23 protein-coding genes are annotated in these 21,255 nt (G+C 62.9%); 10 read left to right on the top strand and 13 right to left on the bottom strand.

Annotated elements, in window-relative coordinates; genetic code table 11:
• Positions 1 to 33: 33 nt before the first annotated feature.
• The 3 genes from tyrS to LE197_RS32390 all read right to left on the bottom strand — a co-directional run bounded on the left by tyrS (position 34) and on the right by LE197_RS32390 (position 3,687).
• Complete coding sequence (gene tyrS, locus LE197_RS32400) at positions 34 to 1,233, bottom strand: tyrosine--tRNA ligase (RefSeq protein ID WP_003101660.1); 1,200 nt, start codon at positions 1,231 to 1,233, stop codon at positions 34 to 36.
• A gap of 129 nt (positions 1,234 to 1,362) precedes the next feature.
• Complete coding sequence (locus LE197_RS32395) at positions 1,363 to 2,640, bottom strand: ISL3 family transposase (RefSeq protein ID WP_000610830.1); 1,278 nt, start codon at positions 2,638 to 2,640, stop codon at positions 1,363 to 1,365.
• 12 nt (positions 2,641 to 2,652) lie between these two features.
• Complete coding sequence (locus LE197_RS32390) at positions 2,653 to 3,687, bottom strand: permease (protein ID WP_000098298.1); 1,035 nt, start codon at positions 3,685 to 3,687, stop codon at positions 2,653 to 2,655.
• Positions 3,688 to 3,798: 111 nt separating this feature from the next.
• Here LE197_RS32390 and LE197_RS32385 point away from each other — a divergent pair, with 111 nt between their 5' ends.
• The 3 genes from LE197_RS32385 to LE197_RS32375 all read left to right on the top strand — a co-directional run bounded on the left by LE197_RS32385 (position 3,799) and on the right by LE197_RS32375 (position 6,948).
• Positions 3,799 to 4,113, top strand: a complete 315-nt coding sequence (locus tag LE197_RS32385; RefSeq protein WP_008294929.1) for an ArsR/SmtB family transcription factor — start codon at positions 3,799 to 3,801, stop codon at positions 4,111 to 4,113.
• A 301-nt stretch (positions 4,114 to 4,414) separates the two neighbouring features.
• Positions 4,415 to 5,854, top strand: coding sequence for a peptidoglycan DD-metalloendopeptidase family protein (locus LE197_RS32380; RefSeq protein WP_003085274.1), 1,440 nt, complete (start codon positions 4,415 to 4,417; stop codon positions 5,852 to 5,854).
• Positions 5,855 to 5,856: 2 nt separating this feature from the next.
• Positions 5,857 to 6,948, top strand: a complete 1,092-nt coding sequence (locus LE197_RS32375; protein WP_004352281.1) for an anhydro-N-acetylmuramic acid kinase — start codon at positions 5,857 to 5,859, stop codon at positions 6,946 to 6,948.
• Positions 6,949 to 7,001: 53 nt separating this feature from the next.
• On the opposite strand, the gene erpA is transcribed toward LE197_RS32375, so the two are convergent.
• From erpA to argC, 4 genes are all read right to left on the bottom strand, one after another.
• Positions 7,002 to 7,352, bottom strand: coding sequence for an iron-sulfur cluster insertion protein ErpA (gene erpA, locus LE197_RS32370; protein ID WP_003085254.1), 351 nt, complete (start codon positions 7,350 to 7,352; stop codon positions 7,002 to 7,004).
• 77 nt (positions 7,353 to 7,429) lie between these two features.
• Complete coding sequence (locus tag LE197_RS32365) at positions 7,430 to 7,852, bottom strand: bactofilin family protein (RefSeq protein ID WP_003120826.1); 423 nt, start codon at positions 7,850 to 7,852, stop codon at positions 7,430 to 7,432.
• A complete protein-coding gene (locus LE197_RS32360; RefSeq protein ID WP_003085249.1) occupies positions 7,853 to 8,572 on the bottom strand; it encodes a DUF6776 family protein in 720 nt (239 codons plus the stop codon). It lies immediately after the preceding gene.
• Positions 8,572 to 9,606: an N-acetyl-gamma-glutamyl-phosphate reductase gene (gene argC / locus LE197_RS32355; RefSeq protein WP_003113169.1), complete on the bottom strand. Its 1,035-nt coding sequence runs from the start codon at positions 9,604 to 9,606 to the stop codon at positions 8,572 to 8,574. Before argC ends, LE197_RS32360 begins: the two co-directional genes overlap by 1 nt.
• A gap of 290 nt (positions 9,607 to 9,896) precedes the next feature.
• Between argC and hemJ the strand changes: the two genes are divergently transcribed.
• The 4 genes from hemJ to LE197_RS32335 all read left to right on the top strand — a co-directional run bounded on the left by hemJ (position 9,897) and on the right by LE197_RS32335 (position 13,363).
• Entirely contained in the window at positions 9,897 to 10,319 is a 423-nt protein-coding gene (hemJ, locus tag LE197_RS32350; protein WP_003085245.1) for a protoporphyrinogen oxidase HemJ, read from the top strand.
• Between the two features lie 16 nt (positions 10,320 to 10,335).
• Entirely contained in the window at positions 10,336 to 11,304 is a 969-nt protein-coding gene (locus LE197_RS32345) for an NAD(P)H-dependent flavin oxidoreductase (RefSeq protein ID WP_003117983.1), read from the top strand.
• A gap of 121 nt (positions 11,305 to 11,425) precedes the next feature.
• A complete protein-coding gene (locus LE197_RS32340; RefSeq protein WP_059317189.1) occupies positions 11,426 to 12,502 on the top strand; it encodes a DUF805 domain-containing protein in 1,077 nt (358 codons plus the stop codon).
• 60 nt (positions 12,503 to 12,562) lie between these two features.
• Complete coding sequence (locus LE197_RS32335; RefSeq protein ID WP_003142814.1) at positions 12,563 to 13,363, top strand: SDR family NAD(P)-dependent oxidoreductase; 801 nt, start codon at positions 12,563 to 12,565, stop codon at positions 13,361 to 13,363.
• A gap of 39 nt (positions 13,364 to 13,402) precedes the next feature.
• On the opposite strand, the gene LE197_RS32330 is transcribed toward LE197_RS32335, so the two are convergent.
• Positions 13,403 to 14,884 (bottom strand): AAA family ATPase, encoded by a 1,482-nt coding sequence (locus LE197_RS32330; protein WP_023089496.1) that lies wholly within the window; start codon positions 14,882 to 14,884, stop codon positions 13,403 to 13,405.
• A gap of 78 nt (positions 14,885 to 14,962) precedes the next feature.
• On the opposite strand from LE197_RS32330, the gene LE197_RS32325 reads away from it, so the two are divergent.
• Both LE197_RS32325 and coq7 read left to right on the top strand, forming a co-directional pair.
• Positions 14,963 to 15,301 (top strand): histidine triad nucleotide-binding protein, encoded by a 339-nt coding sequence (locus tag LE197_RS32325; RefSeq protein ID WP_003085225.1) that lies wholly within the window; start codon positions 14,963 to 14,965, stop codon positions 15,299 to 15,301.
• A gap of 99 nt (positions 15,302 to 15,400) precedes the next feature.
• Positions 15,401 to 16,048 carry a 2-polyprenyl-3-methyl-6-methoxy-1,4-benzoquinone monooxygenase gene (coq7, locus tag LE197_RS32320; protein ID WP_003085224.1) on the top strand — a complete coding sequence of 216 codons (648 nt, stop codon included), beginning with the start codon at positions 15,401 to 15,403 and terminating at the stop codon, positions 16,046 to 16,048.
• A 54-nt stretch (positions 16,049 to 16,102) separates the two neighbouring features.
• Here the strand turns inward: coq7 and speD are convergent, their stop codons facing one another.
• Together speD and LE197_RS32310 are read right to left on the bottom strand one after the other, a co-directional pair.
• A complete protein-coding gene (speD, locus tag LE197_RS32315; RefSeq protein ID WP_003085223.1) occupies positions 16,103 to 16,897 on the bottom strand; it encodes an adenosylmethionine decarboxylase in 795 nt (264 codons plus the stop codon).
• Between the two features lie 319 nt (positions 16,898 to 17,216).
• The gene (locus LE197_RS32310; protein ID WP_003085219.1) at positions 17,217 to 17,639 is read right to left on the bottom strand and encodes an OsmC family protein; all 423 of its coding nucleotides are present in this window, start codon (positions 17,637 to 17,639) and stop codon (positions 17,217 to 17,219) included.
• A 271-nt stretch (positions 17,640 to 17,910) separates the two neighbouring features.
• Between LE197_RS32310 and crp the strand changes: the two genes are divergently transcribed.
• On the top strand, positions 17,911 to 18,555 hold the full coding sequence (crp, locus tag LE197_RS32305; RefSeq protein ID WP_003085214.1) for a cAMP-activated global transcriptional regulator CRP: 645 nt from the start codon (positions 17,911 to 17,913) through the stop codon (positions 18,553 to 18,555).
• Between the two features lie 61 nt (positions 18,556 to 18,616).
• Here crp and trpC read toward each other — a convergent pair whose 3' ends face one another.
• Genes trpC through LE197_RS32290 form a run of 3 tightly spaced genes read right to left on the bottom strand, consistent with a single transcriptional unit; the run spans position 18,617 to position 21,106 of the window.
• Positions 18,617 to 19,453 (bottom strand): indole-3-glycerol phosphate synthase TrpC, encoded by an 837-nt coding sequence (gene trpC, locus LE197_RS32300; RefSeq protein ID WP_003142812.1) that lies wholly within the window; start codon positions 19,451 to 19,453, stop codon positions 18,617 to 18,619.
• A complete protein-coding gene (gene trpD / locus LE197_RS32295; protein WP_003085203.1) occupies positions 19,450 to 20,499 on the bottom strand; it encodes an anthranilate phosphoribosyltransferase in 1,050 nt (349 codons plus the stop codon). Before trpD ends, trpC begins: the two co-directional genes overlap by 4 nt.
• A gap of 1 nt (position 20,500) precedes the next feature.
• Positions 20,501 to 21,106: an aminodeoxychorismate/anthranilate synthase component II gene (locus LE197_RS32290; RefSeq protein ID WP_023092374.1), complete on the bottom strand. Its 606-nt coding sequence runs from the start codon at positions 21,104 to 21,106 to the stop codon at positions 20,501 to 20,503.
• Positions 21,107 to 21,255: the final 149 nt, after the last annotated feature.

Genomic DNA, 21,255 nt, shown 5'->3' with positions numbered 1-21,255 from the left:
ATAGAAACTGGCGTCAACACTTATTTGAAAGAATTATTCAGCCTTCAGCGTGATGCGCGCGAAAGCCTTCTTCCCTGCCTGGAACACACGGGTCTCACCCAGCGCCAGCATGAAGGTGCGGTCGACGACCTGCCCATCCACCTTGACGCTGCCGGCACCCAGGAGATCGCGAGCCGCAGCCGCATTCTTCACCAACCCCGCCTTATTAAGGACAGAGGCAACGGGCATATCCTCGGGGGACGACAGCTCGATCTCCGGCAGGTCTTCCGGCAGCTCGCCATCCTTCAGGCGATTGCCGGCCGACTTGTGTGCGCTCGCCGCCGCCTCCTCGCCATGGAAGCGGGCGACGATCTCCTCGGCCAGCTTGATCTTGATGTCACGCGGGTTGGCGCCCGCCTCGACGTCCTTGCGGAAGCTATCGATCTCATCCAGGGAACGGAAGCTGAGCAGTTCGAAGTAACGCCACATCAGCGTGTCAGGAATGGAGACCAGCTTGCTGTACATGACACCCGGCGCTTCCTGGATACCAATATAGTTGCCCAGCGACTTGGACATCTTCTTCACGCCATCCAGCCCTTCCAGCAACGGCATGGTCAGGATCACCTGGGCCTCCTGGCCATAGGCACGCTGCAGCTCGCGCCCCATCAGCAGGTTGAACTTCTGGTCGGTGCCACCCAACTCGACGTCCGCCTTCAGCGCGACGGAGTCATAGCCCTGGACCAGCGGATAGAGGAACTCATGGATAGCGATGGGCTGATTGCTGGCATAGCGCTTGCTAAAGTCATCACGCTCCAGCATCCGCGCAACGGTGTACTGAGAGGCAAGACGAATGAAGTCAGCCGGGGTCAGTTGGTCCATCCAGGTGGAATTGAAGGCTACTTCGGTCTTGGCCGGGTCGAGGATCTTGAAGACCTGGGACTTGTACGTCTCCGCATTCTCCAGAACCTGCTCGCGCGTCAGGGGAGGACGGGTAACACTTTTCCCACTGGGGTCACCAATCATCCCAGTGAAGTCGCCGATGAGGAAGATCACCTGATGCCCCAGGTCCTGGAACTGGCGCAGCTTATTAATAAGCACGGTATGGCCAAGATGCAGATCGGGAGCGGTCGGGTCGAAGCCGGCCTTGATCCGCAAGGGCTGGCCACGCTTCAGCTTGGCCACCAGTTCCGCCTCTACCAGGATCTCGTCTGCACCGCGCTGGATCAGCGCCAGCTGCTCTTCAACCGACTTCATTTACAGGTTCTGCCCAATTGCCAAAATCGAAAGGGAACCAACCATACAAGATCGCAGACTAAAAACAAATTGGGTATACGGATTTAATGGTTGATGGGGCACCTTTACCCCACCAACCTGATACCATTATCAGATGGTTGATAGATCGACTCCGTAGTTGAGTTCCTCTGCGAAGTCCGGCAGTCCGTAACCGATGGTTTTCTTGTAGAAAGGAGAGACCTTCGCAGTCGGTGCCTTCTTCTTGTGCTTCGTGGTGTAGAGCATTCGTGCCCGCATCACCTCGAAGGAGTAACCGCGCCCTTCACGGTTCTTGTCCTTGGCCAGTCGGTTGATGGACTCCGTGTAAGCGTTGGTGACGGGCATGTCCGTCTCGAAGTAGGTCATGGTCTCTTCGCGCCAGTTTCCCACTGCCCTGACCAGATCGCTCCAGACTTCCTTTTGGCCCTTCGGGATGGTGGCTATCCACTCGTCCAGGGCGGCTTCTGCCTGGAGCCGTGTGGTGGCGTCCCAGATGCCGTAGAAGCGCTCCTTGTGCTCGTAGGCGGCCAGCAGTTGCGGGAACGCGCCTGTCCAGGTCTCCATGATGAGGCGCTCCCGGTCTGAGACTTCGTGAGCGCGTTTCAGCAGGATTTTCCGGTCTCCCTTGAGAGTCCGGCTCTGGGACGGTTTCAGCTCCTTTCTGAGGCCCTTGCGCACTCTCTCTAGGGCATCGTTGGCCATGCGCACCACATGGAACTTATCGACCACGATACGGGCCTGGGGCAGCACAGCCTTGACCGCTGCCCGGTAGGGGTTCCACATGTCCATGCTGACGATCTCGACCTTCTGCCGGTCTTTCAGCTTCATCAGGTAGTTGGTCACCACGTCCTGGCGGCGGGTGGCCAGCAGGTCGAGCAGGGTTCGCTCCTCAATGTTGGTCAGAATGCAGCGGTAGCGCTTGTTCAGGTATAGCTCGTCAATGCCCAGGATGCGGGGCGTCTCGAAGCGGTGCCAGCGCCCCAGGAACTCGGCGCGGGCGTTGAAGATGTCGCGCACCGTCTTCTCGTCCAGGCCGGTCTGTGCCGCCACAAAGGTGTAGGGGTGGTTGAAGGATTCCTTCTCCACGTACTCATGCAGCCGCAGTGTCATACGGAATCCGTCCACCATCTCCGGTAGCTGGGGCCTGAATGTTGTCTTGCAGGCCCGGCAGGTGTATCGGCGGCGGACCACCCAGAGAGTGACCCGCTTGCCGTGGATGGGCAGATCACGATAGGGAACGTCACGCTTGCCGAACCGCACGAACTCACCCTGCACGCCGCACCCCTCGCAGGCTACTGGTGTAGGTGCTTCAAGCCGAAAATGTATGTCTTCATTCTGCTCATCAGAATCCACCAACTGGTACCCAGGAAGGCTTAACGAATTAATCATCTCCCGCCTTGATCAGAAAAACAGGTAGGTGGCGTAACCGGCAATCATCGCCATAGCAAAAATGACTGCTAAAAACGCCGCTAAAAGCTTCAGCGTGAACAAAGAGCGCAACAGAATGAGCTCAGTCAGGCTGGCTCCGGCACTGCCGATGATCAACGCTAGCACCGTCCCGGCACCCACGCCTTTGGCCATCAGAGCCGCTGCCAGAGGTATGACGGCTTCAGCGCGAATATACAACGGCACGCCGATGACAGCGGCAACTGGAATGGCAAAGGGATTATCTGGGCCTGCATACTGCTCCAATAAGTCAGTGGGCATGAAACCATAGATCACGCTGCCAATCGCAATACCGATGAGCAGGTAAGGCAACACATCGATAAAGTCCGACCAAGCTTCCCGCCACACACCACTGTACTTCCCTTCTTTCTTAACCGTGACAGTGGGTTGACTGTCACAGCATTCGCTAGACGTAGAGACTGTTGTCTTCCTATCAGCCCCGCAAGAAGCCGTCTTCGGAGTGGTGTCGCAGCTGTTGGTGCCGCAACTCGATGCGGTCGATGTAGCACTGCACGGGCTTGCTGATGAACTACATCCACTGCTCTCTTGTGTCGCCGTCCGGCGCACATAACGCTCGAAGCCAAGCGTGTGAAGCAGCCATCCGGCACCTACCGCGACCACCAAAGCGGCGAGCACATAGATAGCAGTAAGTGTCCATCCAAACGTGGCAACCAGCAGGCCGACGACGATAGGATTCAGCAACGGAGATGAGAAAAGAAACACCATCATCGGCCCAAAACCGGCCCGTGCCCGAATCAACCCTTTCAACATGGGGATAGTCGAGCAACTACAGAAGGGCGTTATAGCTCCTAAACCAGCAGCAAGAAAATAGCCTCGCTTCCCACTGGAAGTCAGTAACGCTTCCACCTTGGATGGTGGGATGTGACGTTGAAGAACTCCGACCAGCAAGCTAATGCCAATGAATAAAACCGATAGCTCGATAGCGAGAAAGGCGAACATGCCTAGAGCGTCTTGGAGTTGAGATGACATTCAATATTACTCCTATATTTCTAGTATTGTCGAAATGATGTACGCAGCCTACTTGCGTTTATCCGACCTGTCAACTATAATTCTAGAAACATCGAATTATTGGGGCGTGCTATGGATCACGAAAAGGTTGCAGCCAGCTTAGCTGAGCTAGGGAATAGTCACCGACTGTCCGTGTTCCGCTTTCTGGTCAAAGCTGGCCATGATGGGGCTTCGGTCGGAGATATCCAGAAGGGGCTGGGTATTCCTGCTTCGACGCTATCACATCACCTTGCGCGCATGGCCAAGGTAGGGCTGATCCGGCAGGAGAAACATAGCCGCACGATTGTCTGTATATCCGAGTATGGGCACCTAGAGAATTTGATCGGTTTCTTACAAGAGGAATGTTGTGCAGGTGTCCGGATTGCGCATGAACCAGAACCGCTTTGACGCTTGCCCAGCTCTCGCTGTCCTCCCTAGTCAGCATCGCTATGAAGACTCAGGCGAAGGTGGAAACAGAAAATTGGCAGTAGAGTAGGCTGAAGAGGATCAATCAGATAATCCGCTGAGAAAGATTTTCTTCTTTACATCTTTGGCATTTTATCAACCAGAAATTCCGGATACCCAACAAATTTTGCCGACCGTCAGGGGGACGGAGCCAGGCCAGACGCGACTTTTGGCTTGATTCAAGGAGATTTTGGTTATATTTTAGGCAGTTATTTATTCACAATCCAAAAACACCAATCACGCCATGACGCAATCCGATCAGAAAGCGCCGCCGTATTACCCGAAAAGCCACTTGTTGGCCGCCAGCGGTGTTGCAGCGCTCCTCAGTTTGGCACTACTGGTGTTCCCCTCGAGCGAAGTCGAGGCCAAGAGGACCACGCTCAATCTGGAGCTTGAAAGCAACACCGATCGCCTCCTTCAGGAGAAAGACGACCTCCTGCCGCAATCGGTCACCAATTCCAGCGACGAAGGCACGCCTTTCGCTCAGGTAGAAGGCGCCTCCGACGACAACACCGCCGAGCAAGACTCGGACAAGCCGGGCGCATCTGTAGCCGATGCCGATACCAAGCCCGTCGATCCCGAGTGGAAGACCATCACCGTCGCCAGTGGCGATACGCTGTCGACCGTATTCACCAAGGCAGGCCTTTCCACCTCGGCCATGCACGACATGCTGACCAGCAGCAAGGATGCCAAGCGCTTCACTCATCTGAAGGTCGGCCAGGAGGTCAAGCTCAAGCTCGACCCCAAAGGAGAGCTGCAGGCGCTGCGAGTCAAGCAGAGCGAACTCGAGACCATCGGCCTGGACAAGACCGACAAGGGCTACTCCTTCAAACGCGAGAAAGCCCAGATCGACCTGCATACCGCCTATGCCCATGGCCGCATCACCAGCTCGCTGTTCGTTGCCGGTCGTAACGCCGGCCTGCCCTATAACCTGGTCACGTCGCTGTCGAACATCTTCGGCTACGACATCGACTTCGCCCTCGATCTGCGAGAAGGCGACGAGTTCGACGTGATCTACGAACAACACAAGGTCAACGGCAAGCAAGTGGCGACCGGCAATATCCTCGCCGCCCGCTTCGTCAACCGCGGCAAGACCTACACCGCCGTGCGCTATACCAACAAGCAGGGCAATACCAGCTACTACCGCGCCGACGGCTCCAGCATGCGCAAGGCATTCATCCGTACGCCGGTGGATTTCGCCCGCATCAGCTCGCGCTTCTCCCTGGGCCGCCGCCACCCGATCCTGAACAAGATCCGCGCGCACAAGGGCGTCGACTACGCTGCCCCCATCGGCACACCGATCAAGGCCACCGGAGACGGCAAGATCCTCGAAGCCGGACGCAAGGGGGGCTACGGCAACGCCGTGGTGATCCAGCACGGCCAGCGCTATCGGACCATCTACGGACACATGAGCCGCTTCGCCAAGGGTATCCGCGCCGGTACCAGCGTGAAGCAGGGCCAGATCATCGGTTACGTGGGCATGACGGGCCTGGCCACCGGCCCACACCTGCACTACGAATTCCAGATCAATGGCCGTCACGTCGATCCGCTGAGTGCCAAGCTGCCCATGGCGGACCCGCTCGGTGGCGCAGATCGCAAGCGCTTCATGGCGCAGACCCAGCCGATGATCGCGCGCATGGATCAGGAGAAGAAAACCCTCCTGGCCCTGAACAAGCAGCGCTGATCGTGCCGCGCTACCTGGGGTTGATGTCCGGAACCAGCCTGGACGGCATGGACATCGTCCTGATCGAGCAAGGTGATCGCACCACCTTGCTCGCTTCCCATTACCTACCCATGCCGGCCGGGCTGCGCGAAGACATCCTCGCCCTGTGCGTCCCCGGTCCCGATGAAATCGCCCGCGCCGCCGAAGTCGAGCAACGCTGGGTCGCCCTTGCAGCACAGGGCGTGCGCGAACTGCTGCTCCAGCAGCAGATGAGCCCCGACGAAGTCCGTGCCATCGGCAGTCACGGTCAAACCATCCGGCATGAACCCGCTCGCCACTTCACGGTGCAGATCGGCAACCCCGCCCTGCTGGCGGAGCTGACCGGCATCGATGTCGTCGCCGACTTCCGCCGCCGCGACGTCGCAGCCGGCGGCCAGGGCGCCCCGCTGGTACCGGCCTTCCATCAGGCGCTGTTTGGCGATGATGACGCCTCCAGGGCGGTCCTGAACATCGGTGGCTTCAGCAACGTTTCGCTGCTCAGCCCCGGAAAGCCGGTACGCGGCTTCGACTGCGGCCCGGGCAACGTGCTGATGGACGCCTGGATTCATCACCAACGCGGCGAACATTTCGACCGGGACGGTGCGTGGGCCGCCAGCGGCCAGATGAACCACGCACTGCTGGCAAGCCTGCTGGCGGATGAGTTCTTCGCCGCGCGTGGCCCCAAGAGCACCGGGCGCGAGCGCTTCAACCTGTCCTGGCTGCAGGAGCACCTGGCTCGTCACCCTGCCTTGCCGGCAGCGGATATCCAGGCAACCCTGCTGGAACTGAGCGCGCGCAGCATCAGCGAATCGCTGCTGGACGCCCAGCCGGACTGCAAAGAGGTGCTGGTATGCGGCGGCGGCGCCTTCAATACGGCGCTGATGAAGCGCCTGGCCCTGCTGATGCCCGAAGCTCGGGTCGCCAGTACCGACGAATACGGCATTCCCCCTGCCTGGATGGAGGGCATGGCATTCGCCTGGCTAGCCCATCGGTTTCTCGAGCGCCTGCCCGGCAACTGCCCTGATGTGACCGGTGCGCTCGGTCCCAGGACTCTGGGCGCGCTGTATCCCGCCTGAAACGAAAACGCCGCGCATATAAGCGCGGCGTTTTCGTAGCGGCCCCATCGACGTCAGATCGAGAACGACTGTCCGCAACCGCAAGTCGTGGCGGCGTTCGGGTTCTTGATGACGAACCTCGAACCTTCCAGGCCTTCCTGGTAGTCGACTTCCGAGCCCGCCAGGTACTGGAAGCTCATCGGGTCCACCACCAGGCCCACGCCATCGCGCTCGATCACGGTATCGTCATCGGCGATATCTTCGTCGAAGGTGAAGCCATACTGGAAGCCCGAGCAACCGCCGCCGGTGACGAATACACGCAGTTTCAGGCGAGGATTGCCCTCTTCGTCAATCAACGTCTTCACCTTGTTGGCTGCGCCTGGGGTAAAGAGCAGGGGCGTAGGGGTGAAGGTCTCGATGCTCATGTTTCCGAATCTCCCGGCTTGAGGCCGTGCGTTACAACATTACGCCCATTATCCTCTTGTCCCAGAAAAATGGTCAACTAATCCACAGTTTCCACGCTGGCAGGCAGTTCCAGCGGGCGCGGACTGGCCTCGGTCATCGGGCACAGGCGGCCCTCGATCTGGGCCCCCATGGCGGTTTCGATCAGCCCATAGTGAAGATTGCCCTTCACCCGGGCCTGGGCCCCCAGCTCCAGGCGTTCGATGGCATGGATGTCGCCATCCACCTGACCGTCGATGATCACATGGGGGGCCCGGATTTCGCCGTCGACACGACCGCCGGCGCTGACCCGCACCAGCCCTTCGTGCGCCTGCAACGCTCCGCGGACGGTGCCGTCGATCTGCACCGCGCCCTTGAGGTTCATGTCACCGACCAGTTCGGCGCCGCTGGCGATCAGGCTGGTCTGCCCGGTGAAACGCTGGACGTCGGCCCGGCCTTTGTTCTTGCTCCACATAATGCTCACTCACTGCTTCGGCCAATCGAAACGGCGCTGTAGCGGTTTGGACTGGCCATTCAGCTCCGCACGTACGTCGATCAGCTTCGGGATGAAGTTCTTCGGCAGCTCCAGCTCGGCGAAACGCCCCCCTTCTGGAATCGACTGGAAATGCCGGAGGGAAATCGACAGCCCTGTCTTGCCCAGTTCCGGCGAGAGCTGTTCGAGGTCGTAGGTAGCGTCCTTGCGCGCCAGCTTGCCGCTGATGCGGACTTTCAGCCGCCCATCCAGCTTGCGGTCGTCCCTGCCCAGGCGGCTGAGCATCACCTTATAGCGGAAGCGCTGCGGGTCGTCCGTGCCCTGCACCTCAAAGGCACGGATTTCCAGCGCATCCGCCTTGCTGGCCGGCGCGACGACCCCCTTGTAGAACGCGATGTCCTGTTGCTGCTTGAACACCTGGTCCTCAAGCAGCTTGATGGTCTGCCGGCTCTGTTCGGTGGCCTGCTGGCTGAGACGTTCTCCGCTGCGCAACACCTCGATTTCGGTACGCAGGCGCTCCAGCTCGGCCTTCTGCTCGCCGATCAGGGTTTCCTGGCGTTGCGCATCGGCCTCGCTGCGAGCGGCGTCCGCCCCGGTCGACCAGCGACCGCCGAGAAACGCCAGCGGAACCGCCAGCAGCAGCGCACCCACCCCGAGGCGGACCAGCCAGGCCCGCCGTGGATCACGGAACTGGAGTTCCCAGCCGGACATCAGGGGAGCAGGGCCGCATGCGAGAGGCCCAGGCGCTCGTCCAGCCCGAACAGGATGTTCATGTTCTGGAGCGCCTGGCCCGAGGCGCCCTTGACCAGGTTGTCGATCACCGACAGCACCACCACCAGGTCGCCGCCCTGGGGGCGATGCACGGCGATTCGGCAGACATTGGCGCCACGCACGCTACGGGTCTCCGGATGGCTGCCGGCCGGCATCACGTCGACGAAGGGTTCGTCGGCGTAGCGCTTCTCGAACAGCGCCTGGAGGTCGACCGAGCGATCCGCGACATGGGCATAGAGGGTTGCATGGATACCGCGGATCATTGGCGTCAGGTGCGGTACGAACGTCAGCCCGACGTCGCCGCCGGAGGCCCGACGCAGGCCCTGGCTGATTTCCGGAAGATGCCGATGCCCCTTGACCGCGTAGGCCATCATGCTTTCGCCCGCCTCGCAGAACAGCGAGCCAACCTTGGCACCCCGACCGGCGCCGCTGACCCCGGACTTGCAATCGGCGATCAGCCGCGAGGCGTCGGCCAGGCCGGCCTCCAGCAGCGGGATCAGGCCCAGCTGGGTCGCGGTCGGGTAGCAACCCGGCACGGCGATCAGGCGGGCCTGGCGGATCTTCTCGCGGTTCACTTCCGGCAGGCCGTAGACAGCCTCGTCGAGCAGCGCCGGAGCGCCATGCGGCTGGCCGTACCAGCGCGCCCACTCCTCGGCGTCCGCCAGGCGGAAGTCAGCGGACAGATCGATGACCCGGGTCCCCGCGTCCAGCAGTTCGCCAGCCAGCGCGTGCGCCACGCCGTGCGGCGTGGCGAAGAACACCACGTCGCAGGCGCCGAGGCGCTGCGCGTCCGGCACGCTGAACTGCAGGTCGTCATAATGACCTCGCAGGTTCGGGTACATGTCGGCGACCTTTACCCCCGCCTCGGAACGCGAAGTGATCACTTCCACCCGGGCCTGCGGATGCTGCGCCAGCAGGCGCAGCAGTTCCACGCCCGTATAACCCGTACCGCCAACGATGCCGACCTTGATCATCTGTCCATCACTCCGCGCGCTGAGGCAAGCTAGCCAAAAGAGGCCAATGATAAGAGCCGAGCGCCGGCATGAACAGCGCTGGGCGTCCGGCTTTGCGACCGGTTCGGCCCTTCGGTCGGCAGTCTAGCCCCCGGGGTCGTCGGGCAGAAATTGCTGCGAGGCCCTATCCGAATGTTCCTACCTGTTATGCGGCCATATCTGCCGGCAAATCAGACAGCGGCAAGCCGCCAGGGTGACGCGTTCCAGCCATCCCTCTACTATCGGGGCACCGTGATCAAGAGGATGTCCTGATGTACCTGTGGCTCAAAGCCTTCCATATCATCGCCGTGGTCTGCTGGTTCGCCGGCCTGTTCTACCTGCCGCGCCTGTTCGTCTACCACGCCATGAGCGAGGACCAGACCAGCCGGGAACGCTTCTGCGTCATGGAGCGCAAGCTCTACCGAGGGATCATGATGCCCTCGATGCTCGCCACCCTGGTCCTTGGCCTCTGGATGCTCTATCTCACCCCCGGCTGGCTGAGCCAAGGCTGGCTGCACGCCAAGCTGACCCTGGTGGTCCTGCTGATCGGCTACCACCACGCCTGCGGCGCCATGCTCAAGCGCTTCGCCCGCGGCGAGCCGGGGCGCAGCCATGTGTTCTACCGCTGGTTCAACGAAGTGCCTGTACTGTTCCTGCTGCTGATCGTCCTACTGGTGGTGCTCAAACCTTTCTGACCCAGGAGTCCTGTCCATGTCCTTGCCCGCCCTGCTCGACCAACGCCTGCGACTGCCGATGGTGGCCGCGCCGATGTTCCTGGTATCCAACCCGCAGTTGGTGCTGGCCTGCTGCCGCAGCGGCATCGTCGGCAGCTTCCCGGCGCTCAACCAGCGCGAGAGCAGCGGCTTCGAGGGATGGCTGGAGGAAATCGGGGCCGGCCTGCAGGCGCTGGACAATCCCGCGCCCTATGCGGTGAACCTGATCGTCCACAACACCAATCCGCGGTTGCAGGCCGACCTGCGGATCTGCGTCGAGCACCGCGTACCGATCGTCATCACCAGCCTCGGCGCAGTGCGCGAAGTGGTAGACGCTGTGCATAGCTACGGCGGCCTGGTGTTCCACGACGTCACCACCCGCCGCCACGCCGAAAAAGCCGCCGAGGCCGGGGTCGACGGCCTGATCGCGGTGGCGGCCGGCGCGGGCGGGCACGCCGGGACCTGGAGCCCTTTCGCGCTGGTCGCGGAAATCCGCCAGTTCTTCGACAAGACCCTGCTGTTGGCCGGCTGCATCAACCACGGCCACGAGATTCTCGCCGCACAGATGCTCGGCGCCGACCTGGCCTATCTCGGCACTCGCTTCATCGCCACCCGCGAGAGCAATGCCTCCGACGCCTACAAGCAGATGATCCTGGAGGCACGCGCCGCCGACATCGTGCACACCCCGGCGGTGTCCGGCGTACCGGCCAGCTTCATGCGGCAAAGCCTGGAGGCCGCCGGCTACGATCTGAAGCGCCTGACCGACAAGGCAGACATGAACTACGGCGAGAAACTCAAGCCGGTGAACGACGAGGCCAAGGCCTGGAAGACCGTGTGGTCCGCCGGCCAGGGCGCGGGCAACATAGACGACTTGCCCGGCGTCGACGAGTTGGTCGCCCGCCTCGACCGGGAATATCGCGCCGCCCTGCGGAACATGGATCGCCTGGCCAACCGCTGGCCGCGCTGAAACCGCCGGGTCACGGCGCCCCGGCTTGTGCGGGAGTTCTCATCTCGCGCTTGTGGGCGCCAAGGCCGCCGATTAGGCTGTCGGCTGCATTTCTCTCACCCCAGCTGACAAGGATGCCTGCATGACCGACCAACGCTTCAAGATCGTCTTCTCCGGCGAGCTGATGCCCGACGCATCGCTCGAAACCGTGAAGGACAATCTCGCCCGCCTGTTCAAGAGCGAACCGGGCAAGATCGACGCCCTCTTCGGCGGTCGCCCGGTGGTGCTGAAACGCGAACTTCCAGAGGCCGAGGCGGAGCGTTACCTGACCGCCTTGCGCCAGGCCGGCGCCAATGCCTACAAGGAAGTCGACCTGGCGGCCAGCCTGAGCCTGGTGGAAACGCCCGATCACAACCCCCAGGTCGCGGAGGAAACCCCGGCGCAAGACCTGCCTCCCATGACCTGCCCGAAATGCGGCCATGAACAGCCCAGCGGAGCGGAATGTTCGGCCTGCGGCGTCATCATCGAGAAGTACCTGGCACGCCAGGCGCAGCTCGGCGAAAACGCCGCGCCTGCGGCCACCGCGGCTGCGGGCGCGTCTCCCTACACACCACCCAGCGCCCAGGTCGGCGACGCCCTCCCCGAGTTCGGCGAGCTGAACGTGTTCACCACCAACGGCCGGATCGGACGCCTGCGCTATCTCGGCTGGTCGATGGCGATGACGCTGTGCTTCCTGGTCATCATGGGCCTGGGCTTCCTGCTCGGCGAAACCGTCGGCGTGGCCGTCACCGCCCTGGCCTCGATCGCCTTCATCGTCATCGCCGTGATGATCGGCGTGCAGCGCCTGCATGACCTCGGCTGGTCGGGCTGGCTCTGGCTGCTCAACTTCGTCCCCTTCGTCGGCAGCGTGTTCGGCATCCTGATGCTGGTCCTGCCCGGCAGCACCGGCGCCAACCGCTACGGTCCGCCGCCGCCGGCGAACAGCACCGGGGTGAAAGTCCTGGCCAGTCTGATCATCCTGCTGCCGATAGTCGGTATCATCGCCGCCATCGCCCTGCCGTCCTACCAGGGTTACCTGGAGCGAGCGAACTATGACGGCGGCGCCAGCGCTCCAGCCGACCCGTACACCACCGACGAGCAGGCCGCCGCAGCGGCGGCCGAAGCCGATGAAGCCGCCACGACGGCGGCAGAGGCCATGGAAGACGACGACCAACAGTAGCCACGCAACCCCTCGCGACGGGCGGGGTCCAATTCCCCGTCCGTTTCGGAGAAGTCTCGAATGCCCCGTTATGCCCTGATCACCGGCGCTTCCAGCGGTATCGGCCTGGCCCTAGCCGAAGCCCTGGCCCGGCGCGGTCGCGCCCTGATCCTGGTGGCGCGCCAGCGCGACGCGCTGGAGAGCATCGCCTATGAGCTGGCGCAGCGTTTCGGCGTGGAAGTGCTGTTCCGCACCTGCGATCTTTCCGAGCCGCTGCAACTGTCAGGGTTGTTGCACGAACTGGAACAGGGCGAACGACAGATCGACCTGCTGGTTAACAATGCCGGGATCGGTACCTCCGGCCCCTTCATCGACCAGGAATGGGCGCGGGAACAGGAACTGATCGAACTCAACATCCTGGCCCTGGCCCGCCTTTGCCACTCCCTCGGCGCCCGCATGGTGGCACAGGGCGGTGGCCAGATACTCAATATCGCCTCGGTGGCCGCCTTCCAGCCCGGCGCCTGGATGAGCAACTACTACGCCAGCAAGGCCTACGTCCTGCACTTCTCGGAAGGCTTGCGGGAAGAACTGAAAGAGCGCGGCGTCAAGGTCTCGGTGCTGTGCCCTGGGCCAACCCGCACGGCATTCTTCCGGGAAGCCGGGATGCGGCTCGGCAGGCTCGACCGGAGCAAGCTGATGATGACCCCGGAGGAAGTCGCGCTGCTGGCCCTGCGCGGGCTGGACAAGAACCGCGCCCTGATCGTCCCCGGTTGGCGCAATCGCCTGCTGGCGCTGAGCCCACGCCTGGCGCCACGCTGGCTGGTGCGCCGACTCGCCGCGCGGATCAACGCCTCGGCGGTACCCTCCGCCCCACGGGGTTGACCGGCCTCTCCTCGCAGGGCAACGAGGTTAGCCGTCGGCTCAATCTGCCGGCACCGCCCGCCCCTTGGCCCAGGTCCGCAGCGCGGCGAGCTTTTCCGCCATCAGCACCGACAGCGGCGAGGTTCGCGCCAGTTCCCTGAGCAACAGATCCTGATCCACCGCCTGCTGTCGCGCCTGCCCGGCGTACAGTGCCGCCACCACCGCCTGCTCGATCTCCGCCCCGCTGAAACCCTCGCTGGCAGCCGCCAGCAGATGGAGGTCGAACTGTGCCGGCTCCAGCTCGCGGCGTTGCAGGTGGATGCGGAAGATCTCGGCGCGAACCTCCGGCGTCGGCAGGTCGACGAAGAACAATTCGTCGAAGCGTCCCTTGCGGATCAGTTCGGGCGGCAGGCGGTCGATAGCGTTCGCGGTGGCGACCATGAAGACCGGCGCCTCGCGCTCGGCCATCCAGGTCAGCAGGGTACCCAGCACGCGCTGACTGACGCCGTTGTCCTGGTCGCCACCAGAAATGCCCTTCTCCACTTCATCCATCCACAGCACGCAGGGCGCCATCTGTTCGGCCAGGCGCAGCGCCTCGCGCAGGTTGCGCTCGGTTTCGCCGAAGTACTTGTTGTAGAGACAGGCGAAATCCAGACGCAGCAACGGCAAGCCCCAGAGGCCGGCCACCGCCTTGGCCGCCAGGCTCTTGCCGGCGCCCTGTACGCCGACCAGCATCATGCCCTTCGGCTGGTCGCCAGGCGTGCCGGCGAGGAACGCCGACTGACGCTCGCCGAGCCAGCGCTTGAGCGCGGCAAGCCCGCCGACCTCGGCGAAGCGCGCGGTGTCGTACTCGAAGCTCAGCACGCCCTCCAGGTCGAGTAGCTGGAACTTGGTGCGGTTCAGCTCGGGCAGGTCCTCCTGGGTGATCGCCCCATCGTTGCAGATCACGTTGCGCGCCAGCAGTCGCGCCTCGGCATGGCTGAGCCCGCGCAGGTTCTTCACCACCTGCTGCAGGGTCCGGTTGTCGGTGCGCACGCGGGCACCACGGTTGCGCTCGCTCCAGCGCGTCGCTTCCTCGCGGACGATGCCGAGCAGTTCGTCCTCGCTGGGCAGGGACAGCGAGAACCGCGCGGCGAAGCGCTGCACCTCGGCCGGCAGCTTCAGCGCATGGGACACCAGCACCACGGTCGGTCGATGATTGCCTTCGGCCATGGCGATTTCCTTGAGCAGGCGCACCAGGGTCGGGCTGTCGCCAAGGAAAGGATGCAGGTCGCAGAGCACGTAGAGATTCGCCTGCTGATCGTGCTTGATCAAACGCAACGCCGCGACCGGGTCGCGGCTCTCCTCCCTGCCCAGCGGCTCGCCGCCGAAGCCCAGGCGCTGCACGCCCTCGGTCACCGACCAGGCATACAGGCCAAAGCCGCGCCTGACCGCCAGGCCGGTGAGGGTTTCCATCACCTTCGGCTCGTCCCAGGACTCGATCAGGATCAGCTTGACCCGGGAATCCAGGACCAGGCCGAGGTCGTGTATGTCGTTCTTCACTGCGGCTCCTTCACGCTTGGGCGGTCGCGACGGGCACCGCTACACTCGGGAAAGCACCCGAGGCCGGAGGAATCGCCCATGGACTGTCTGTTCTGCAAGATCGTGGCGGGGGAAGTTCCCGCGCGCAAGTTCTACGAAGACGAGGAAGTTGTCGCGTTTCACGATATCGGCCCGCAGGCGCCGGTGCACTTCCTGGTCATCCCGAAAAGGCACATTCCCACCCTCGAGCACCTGACCGAGGCCGACCGGCCGCTGGCAGGCCATATCCTCTTCACCGCCCAGCGCCTGGCCCGGGAGCAGGGCTGCGAGGAAGGCTTCCGTGTGGTGATGAACTGCAACGACCTTGGCGGGCAGACCGTGCACCACATCCACATGCACGTGCTGGGTCAACGCCAGATGCACTGGCCGCCGGGTTGAATCCCTGCTGGCGCTGCGACATCGCAGCCCGTCCGCAACATCCTGCTATCAGCGCACTTCCGGTAAACTGGTGCGATCTTTCGTTTCCGGAGGTGCGCCATGTCCGCCGACCGCCACTATTCGCCCATCGACCGTTTCCTGCTGCAGGCCGACTCCGCCCTGCGCACCCTGCTGCCGTTCAGCGGCCAGCCGGCGCGACCGTCGCCGGCCATCGTGGAACCCGATGGCGAACTGAGCGAGGAAGACACCCGCCATATCGCCGGCCTGATGCGCATCAACCACACCGGCGAGGTCTGCGCCCAGGCGCTGTACCAGGGCCAGTCGCTGACCGCCAAGCTGCCCGAGGTCCGCGAGGCGATGGAGGAAGCCGCCGAGGAGGAGATCGACCACCTGGCCTGGTGCGAGCAACGCATCCGCCAGTTGGGCAGCCGTCCCAGCGTCCTCAATCCGATCTTCTACGGCCTGTCCTTCGGCGTCGGTGCCGCCGCCGGGCTGGTCAGCGACCGGGTCAGCCTGGGCTTCGTCGCCGCCACCGAAGACCAGGTGTGCAAGCATCTGGACGAACACCTGGCGCAGATTCCCCAGGAGGATCGGAAATCCCGTGCCATCCTCGAGCAGATGCGTATCGACGAGGAACAGCATTCGAGCAACGCCCTGGCCGCCGGCGGCCTGCGCTTCCCGGCACCGGTGAAGCTGGGCATGAGCCTGCTGGCGAAGGTGATGACCAAGAGCACCTACCGCATCTGAATCGCACGCATGAAAAAGCCCGCTCGAAGCGGGCTTTTTCTTTCTCGTGTGCGATCAGCGCGGCATGTTGCGCGCGTAGAAGATCTCCAGCATTTCGTGCTTGAGCCGTTCCGTGACCTGCTCGCGCTGCTCCGTCGAGAGCGTCCGGGTAGCGTCGCCGAACAGGTAGTTCTCCAGTTCGAAGTCCTTGAGCAGCATCTTGGTGTGGAACAGGTTCTCCTGGTACACGTTCACGTCGGTCATCTGGTAGGCCTCGCGCGTGTCGTCGGAGAGATAGTTCTGGATCGAGTTGATCTCGTGGTCGATGAAATGCTTGCGCCCCTCGATGTCGCGGGTGAAGCCGCGGACCCGATAGTCGACCGTGACGATGTCCGAGTCGAACTGGTGGATCAGGTAGTTCAGGGCCTTCAGCGGGGAGATCACTCCGCAGGTGGACACATCGATGTCCACGCGGAAGGTCGCGATGCCGTCCACCGGATGGATTTCCGGGTAGGTATGCACGGTGATGTGGCTCTTGTCCAGGTGCGCCAGGATGGTGTCCGGCAGCGGGCCCGGGGACTCTTCGATCTGGCTGTCGGTCGGAGTGACCGGCTGCTCGGAGATCAGGATGGTCACGCTGGCGCCCTGGGGGTCGTAGTCCTGACGCGCGATGTTCAGGATATTGGCGCCGATGATGTCGACAACATCGGTAAGAATCTGCGTCAGACGCTCCGCGTCATACTCTTCGTCGATGTACTGCACGTAGGCCTGGAGGTCTTCGGGCGTCTCGGCGTAGCAGATGTCGTAGATGTTGAAGCTCAAGGTCTTCGTCAGGTTGTTGAACCCGTGGAGCTTGAGTTTGCTTTTCACCGTGGGGAACTCTCTCGGTTGCTTGCGGCTCTGCCGCAGGGTTGGGGCATGCCCGTCAGATGCGAACGACGCACCTGCGTAGGACGGTTAACACCTCTTCGCGATGGCGATTGTGGTTTGTTGAGTTGCACGGGCGCCGGCTGGCGCCATTGGTCACCCGACCGGGATGGCTCGGGAAACGTCTATCAGAGCGGAAGAATCTTCCGAACTGAACGGCCGCCCGACGGAATCGCGCGGCACGAAAAAAGGGGCGCATTATGCAGAGCCAATCAAGCCTCCGCCAGAGTTTGCGCCCCTTTTATGATGACCGGATGTCGTCTCAGCCGAGTTCGACGATCTCGTAGTCGTGGGTGATCTCCACCCCGCCGCGACCGAGCATGATCGACGCCGAGCAGTATTTCTCCGCCGACAGCTCCACCGCGCGCTTGACCTGGGCCTCCTTGAGACCGCGGCCCTTGACCACGAAGTGCACGTGGATCTTCGTGAACACCTTGGGCTCCTCGTCGGCCCTTTCGGCCTCGAGGAAGGCTTCGCAGCTCTCCACCGGCTGGCGCGCCTTCTTCAGGATGCTGACCACATCGAAGTTGGTGCAGCCGCCGAGGCCGATCAGGACCATCTCCATAGGGCGCACCCCGAGGTTGCGTCCGCCATGGTCCGGCGGACCGTCCATGACCACCACGTGGCCGCTACCGGACTCGCCGAGGAACATCGCCTCGCCCGCCCACTGGATACGCGCTTTCATCGTTCAGACTCCCGCCGGCAAAGGGCGCCAGCTTAGCACAGGGCCCAAGGACAGTACGGGATCACAGTCCTGATAGCTGCGTCGCAAAATCACATCGACCTTCATGGCCCGTCTGTTAAGCTGGACGCGGTTTACTGGCACACTTCCTGATCTGCCCGGTTGGGGGGAGCTCTCCGCTGAGCTCCCGGGCCCTGGCAGGTCTCTCCATAAGAACTCAAAAAAACATCGCCTTGTACGTCAGGCATATTCTTTATTCTTTCGGGACTCGGGCATGGTAGCTATTACCCACACACCCAAACTCAAACACCTAGACAAGCTGCTCGCACACTGTCACCGCCGCCGCTACACCGCAAAGAGCACCATCATCTATGCCGGCGATCGCTGCGAAACGCTGTTCTTCATCATCAAGGGTTCGGTCACCATCCTCATCGAGGACGACGACGGCCGCGAAATGATCATCGGCTACCTCAACAGCGGTGATTTCTTCGGCGAGCTGGGATTGTTCGAAAAGGAAGGCAGCGAACAGGAACGCAGCGCCTGGGTTCGCGCCAAGGTGGAATGCGAAGTCGCCGAGATCAGCTATGCGAAGTTCCGCGAACTGTCGCAGCAGGACTCGGAGATCCTCTACACCCTCGGCAGCCAGATGGCCGACCGCCTGCGCAAGACCACCCGCAAGGTGGGCGACCTGGCCTTCCTCGACGTCACCGGACGCGTCGCCCGCACCTTGCTGGACCTGTGCCAGCAACCGGACGCCATGACCCACCCGGACGGCATGCAGATCAAGATCACCCGCCAGGAGATCGGCCGGATCGTCGGCTGCTCGCGGGAAATGGTCGGACGCGTGCTGAAGAGCCTGGAGGAGCAGGGCCTGGTGCATGTGAAAGGAAAGACCATGGTGGTCTTCGGCACCCGCTGAACAGCACCCATGAAAAAGGCCGGTCGCAACCGGCCTTTTTCATGGGATTCGACAGCGCGGATCAGTCAGGATCGGCGCCCAGCACCACGCCGCCACGCTCCTGGAAGAACAGGCGCTTCAACTCCAGGCCAGGATCGTCGGCCCGCATGAACGCCTCGCCAACCAGGAAGGCGTAGACCTCGCTGACTTCCATCAGCTCCACGTCGGCCCGGTTGAGAATACCGCTCTCGGTGACCACCAGGCGGTCGCGGGGAATTTCCGGCAACAGGTCGAGGGTGGTTTCCAGGCTCACCTCGAAGGTGTGCAGGTTGCGGTTGTTGATGCCCACCAACGGCGTGTCCAGGGTCTTCAGCGCACGTTCCAGCTCGGTGCCGTCATGCACTTCGACCAGTACGTCGAGACCGACCGACTTGGCAGTCGCCGCCAGTTCGGCCATCAGCACGTCGTCCAGCGCCGAGACGATCAGCAGGATGCAGTCGGCACCGATCGCCCGCGCCTCGACGATCTGGTACGGATCGATCATGAAGTCCTTGCGGATCACCGGCAGCGCACAGGCGGCCCGCGCTTCCTTCAGATAGGCATCGGCGCCCTGGAAGAAGTCCACGTCGGTGAGCACCGACAGGCACGCCGCGCCACCCGCCTCGTAGCTGCGGGCGATCTCCGCCGGGACGAAGTGTTCGCGCAGCACGCCCTTGCTCGGCGATGCCTTCTTGATCTCGGCGATCACTGCCGGCTCCTTGCGCTTGGCCCGCTCCAGCAGGGCATTGGCGAAGCCGCGCGGCGCATCGGCGCTACGCGCCAGCCGCTCGACCTCGGTCAGGTTGACGCGCGCACGGCGCTCGGCGACCTCCTCGGCCTTGCGGGCGAGGATCTTCTGCAGAACCGTCGGCACACTCACTGTGCGTTCTCCTCTCTGTAAACGGCGGTGAAGGCCACCAGTTCGTCCATCTTCTCCCGTGCCAGCCCGGTGTGCAGGGCATCGTGGGCCAGTTGAATGCCCTCGTGCAGGCTGGTCGCCAGATCGGCAGCGTACAGTGCCGGGCCGGCATTCATCACTATCAGCTCGGCGGCCTTCTGCCCAGCCTCGGTCTTGCGCCGCCCCAAAGCGTCGCGGATCAGTTCCAGCGAGGCCTGCGGACTGTCGACCTCCAGCCCCATCAGGGTCTGGCTCTTGATCCCGAAGTCCTCGGGACGCACTTCGTACTCGCGTACCTCGCCGTCCTTCAACTCGGCAATGTGGGTCGCCGCGGCCAGACTGAACTCGTCCAGCCCGTCGCGCGAATGCACCACCAGCACATGCTCGCTGCCGAGACGCTTGAGCACTTCAGCCAGCGGCTTGCACAGTTCCTGAGTGAACACCCCGACCACCTGGTGCCTGACTCCCGCCGGGTTGGTCAGTGGGCCAAGCATGTTGAACAGAGTCCGCAAGCCCAGCTCGCGGCGCGGACCGGCGGCGTACTTCATCGCCTTGTGGTGGACCTGGGCGAACATGAACCCGACGCCGACGGTGTCGATGCAACGCGCCACCTGTTCGGAGGTCAGCTCCAGGTAGATGCCGGCGGCTTCCAGCAAGTCGGCGCTGCCGCTCTTGCCGGAGACCGCGCGGTTACCGTGTTTGGCGACCTTGCCGCCAGCGGCGGCGACCACGAAGGACGCCGCCGAGGACACGTTGAAGATGTTCGCGCCATCGCCGCCGGTGCCGACCACGTCGACCACATGCTTCAGCGTAGGCAACTGCACGCCGTCGGCCAGTTCGCGCATCACCGCCACCGCGCCGACGATCTCGTCGATGGTTTCGCTCTTCATCCGCATGCCCATCAGGAAGGCGCCGATCTGCGCATCGGTGCACTGCCCGGTCATGATCTGGCGCATGACCGCCTGCATTTCCTCGGTGGTCAGGTCGAGCTGGTTGACGATGCGATTGAGGGCTCCCTTGATATCCATCTCAGTTGCCCTCCCCACGCACGCCGCCCTGCTGGCGGAGGAAGTTGGCCAACAGCTCGTGGCCCTGCTCGGTGAGGATGGACTCGGGATGGAACTGCACGCCCTCGACATTCAGGGTCTTGTGGCGTACGCCCATGATCTCGTCGAGCGATCCGTCGGCATGTTGGGTCCAGGCGGTGATCTCCAGGCACTCCGGCAGGCTCTCTCGCTGCACCACCAGCGAGTGGTAGCGCGTCACCGTCAGGGGATTGGCCAGGCCGGCGAACACGCCGAGGTCCTTGTGGTGGATCGGGCTGGTCTTGCCGTGCATCACCTGCCGCGCCCGCACTACTTCGCCGCCGAAGGCCTGGCCGATGCTCTGGTGGCCAAGGCAGACACCGAGCAATGGCAGCTTGCCGGCGAAGCGCTCGATCACGGCCAGCGAGACGCCGGCCTCGTTGGGGGTGCAGGGACCGGGGGAAAGGACGATGCGCTCGGGCGCCAGGGCCTCGATCTGTTCCACGCTCAGTTCGTCGTTGCGCACCACCTTGACCTCGGCCTTGAGTTCGCCGAAGTACTGCACCAGGTTGTAGGTGAAGGAGTCGTAGTTATCGATCATCAGCAGCATGCTGGCTGTAACCTCTTGATTTCATTCTTATGCGAATCGCATCACCCGGCTTTCGCCACACCCGTTTCCCGGCGCGCTCGCGGAGGAAGGGAGAGTGGAACGTCGGCATTATGCCTGTGGAAAACGGGGGACGCAGGGAGACGTGACCG

This window comes from Pseudomonas sp. PS1(2021) (assembly GCF_020405165.1).
GTDB classification, from domain to species: Bacteria; Pseudomonadota; Gammaproteobacteria; order Pseudomonadales; family Pseudomonadaceae; genus Pseudomonas; species Pseudomonas aeruginosa.
This window is presented reverse-complemented; position numbering and strand designations above follow the sequence as displayed.

Coding starts and splice junctions, on each gene's coding strand:
- tyrS (WP_003101660.1), bottom strand. CDS start 1,233: ATGAAGTCGGTTGAAGAGCAGCTGGCGCTGATCCAGCGCGGTGCAGAC.
- LE197_RS32395 (WP_000610830.1), bottom strand. CDS start 2,640: ATGATTAATTCGTTAAGCCTTCCTGGGTACCAGTTGGTGGATTCTGAT.
- LE197_RS32390 (WP_000098298.1), bottom strand. CDS start 3,687: ATGTCATCTCAACTCCAAGACGCTCTAGGCATGTTCGCCTTTCTCGCT.
- LE197_RS32385 (WP_008294929.1), top strand. CDS start 3,799: ATGGATCACGAAAAGGTTGCAGCCAGCTTAGCTGAGCTAGGGAATAGT.
- LE197_RS32380 (WP_003085274.1), top strand. CDS start 4,415: ATGACGCAATCCGATCAGAAAGCGCCGCCGTATTACCCGAAAAGCCAC.
- erpA (WP_003085254.1), bottom strand. CDS start 7,352: ATGAGCATCGAGACCTTCACCCCTACGCCCCTGCTCTTTACCCCAGGC.
- LE197_RS32360 (WP_003085249.1), bottom strand. CDS start 8,572: ATGTCCGGCTGGGAACTCCAGTTCCGTGATCCACGGCGGGCCTGGCTG.
- argC (WP_003113169.1), bottom strand. CDS start 9,606: ATGATCAAGGTCGGCATCGTTGGCGGTACGGGTTATACGGGCGTGGAA.
- hemJ (WP_003085245.1), top strand. CDS start 9,897: ATGTACCTGTGGCTCAAAGCCTTCCATATCATCGCCGTGGTCTGCTGG.
- LE197_RS32345 (WP_003117983.1), top strand. CDS start 10,336: ATGTCCTTGCCCGCCCTGCTCGACCAACGCCTGCGACTGCCGATGGTG.
- LE197_RS32340 (WP_059317189.1), top strand. CDS start 11,426: ATGACCGACCAACGCTTCAAGATCGTCTTCTCCGGCGAGCTGATGCCC.
- LE197_RS32335 (WP_003142814.1), top strand. CDS start 12,563: ATGCCCCGTTATGCCCTGATCACCGGCGCTTCCAGCGGTATCGGCCTG.
- LE197_RS32325 (WP_003085225.1), top strand. CDS start 14,963: ATGGACTGTCTGTTCTGCAAGATCGTGGCGGGGGAAGTTCCCGCGCGC.
- coq7 (WP_003085224.1), top strand. CDS start 15,401: ATGTCCGCCGACCGCCACTATTCGCCCATCGACCGTTTCCTGCTGCAG.
- LE197_RS32310 (WP_003085219.1), bottom strand. CDS start 17,639: ATGAAAGCGCGTATCCAGTGGGCGGGCGAGGCGATGTTCCTCGGCGAG.
- crp (WP_003085214.1), top strand. CDS start 17,911: ATGGTAGCTATTACCCACACACCCAAACTCAAACACCTAGACAAGCTG.
- trpD (WP_003085203.1), bottom strand. CDS start 20,499: ATGGATATCAAGGGAGCCCTCAATCGCATCGTCAACCAGCTCGACCTG.
- LE197_RS32290 (WP_023092374.1), bottom strand. CDS start 21,106: ATGCTGCTGATGATCGATAACTACGACTCCTTCACCTACAACCTGGTG.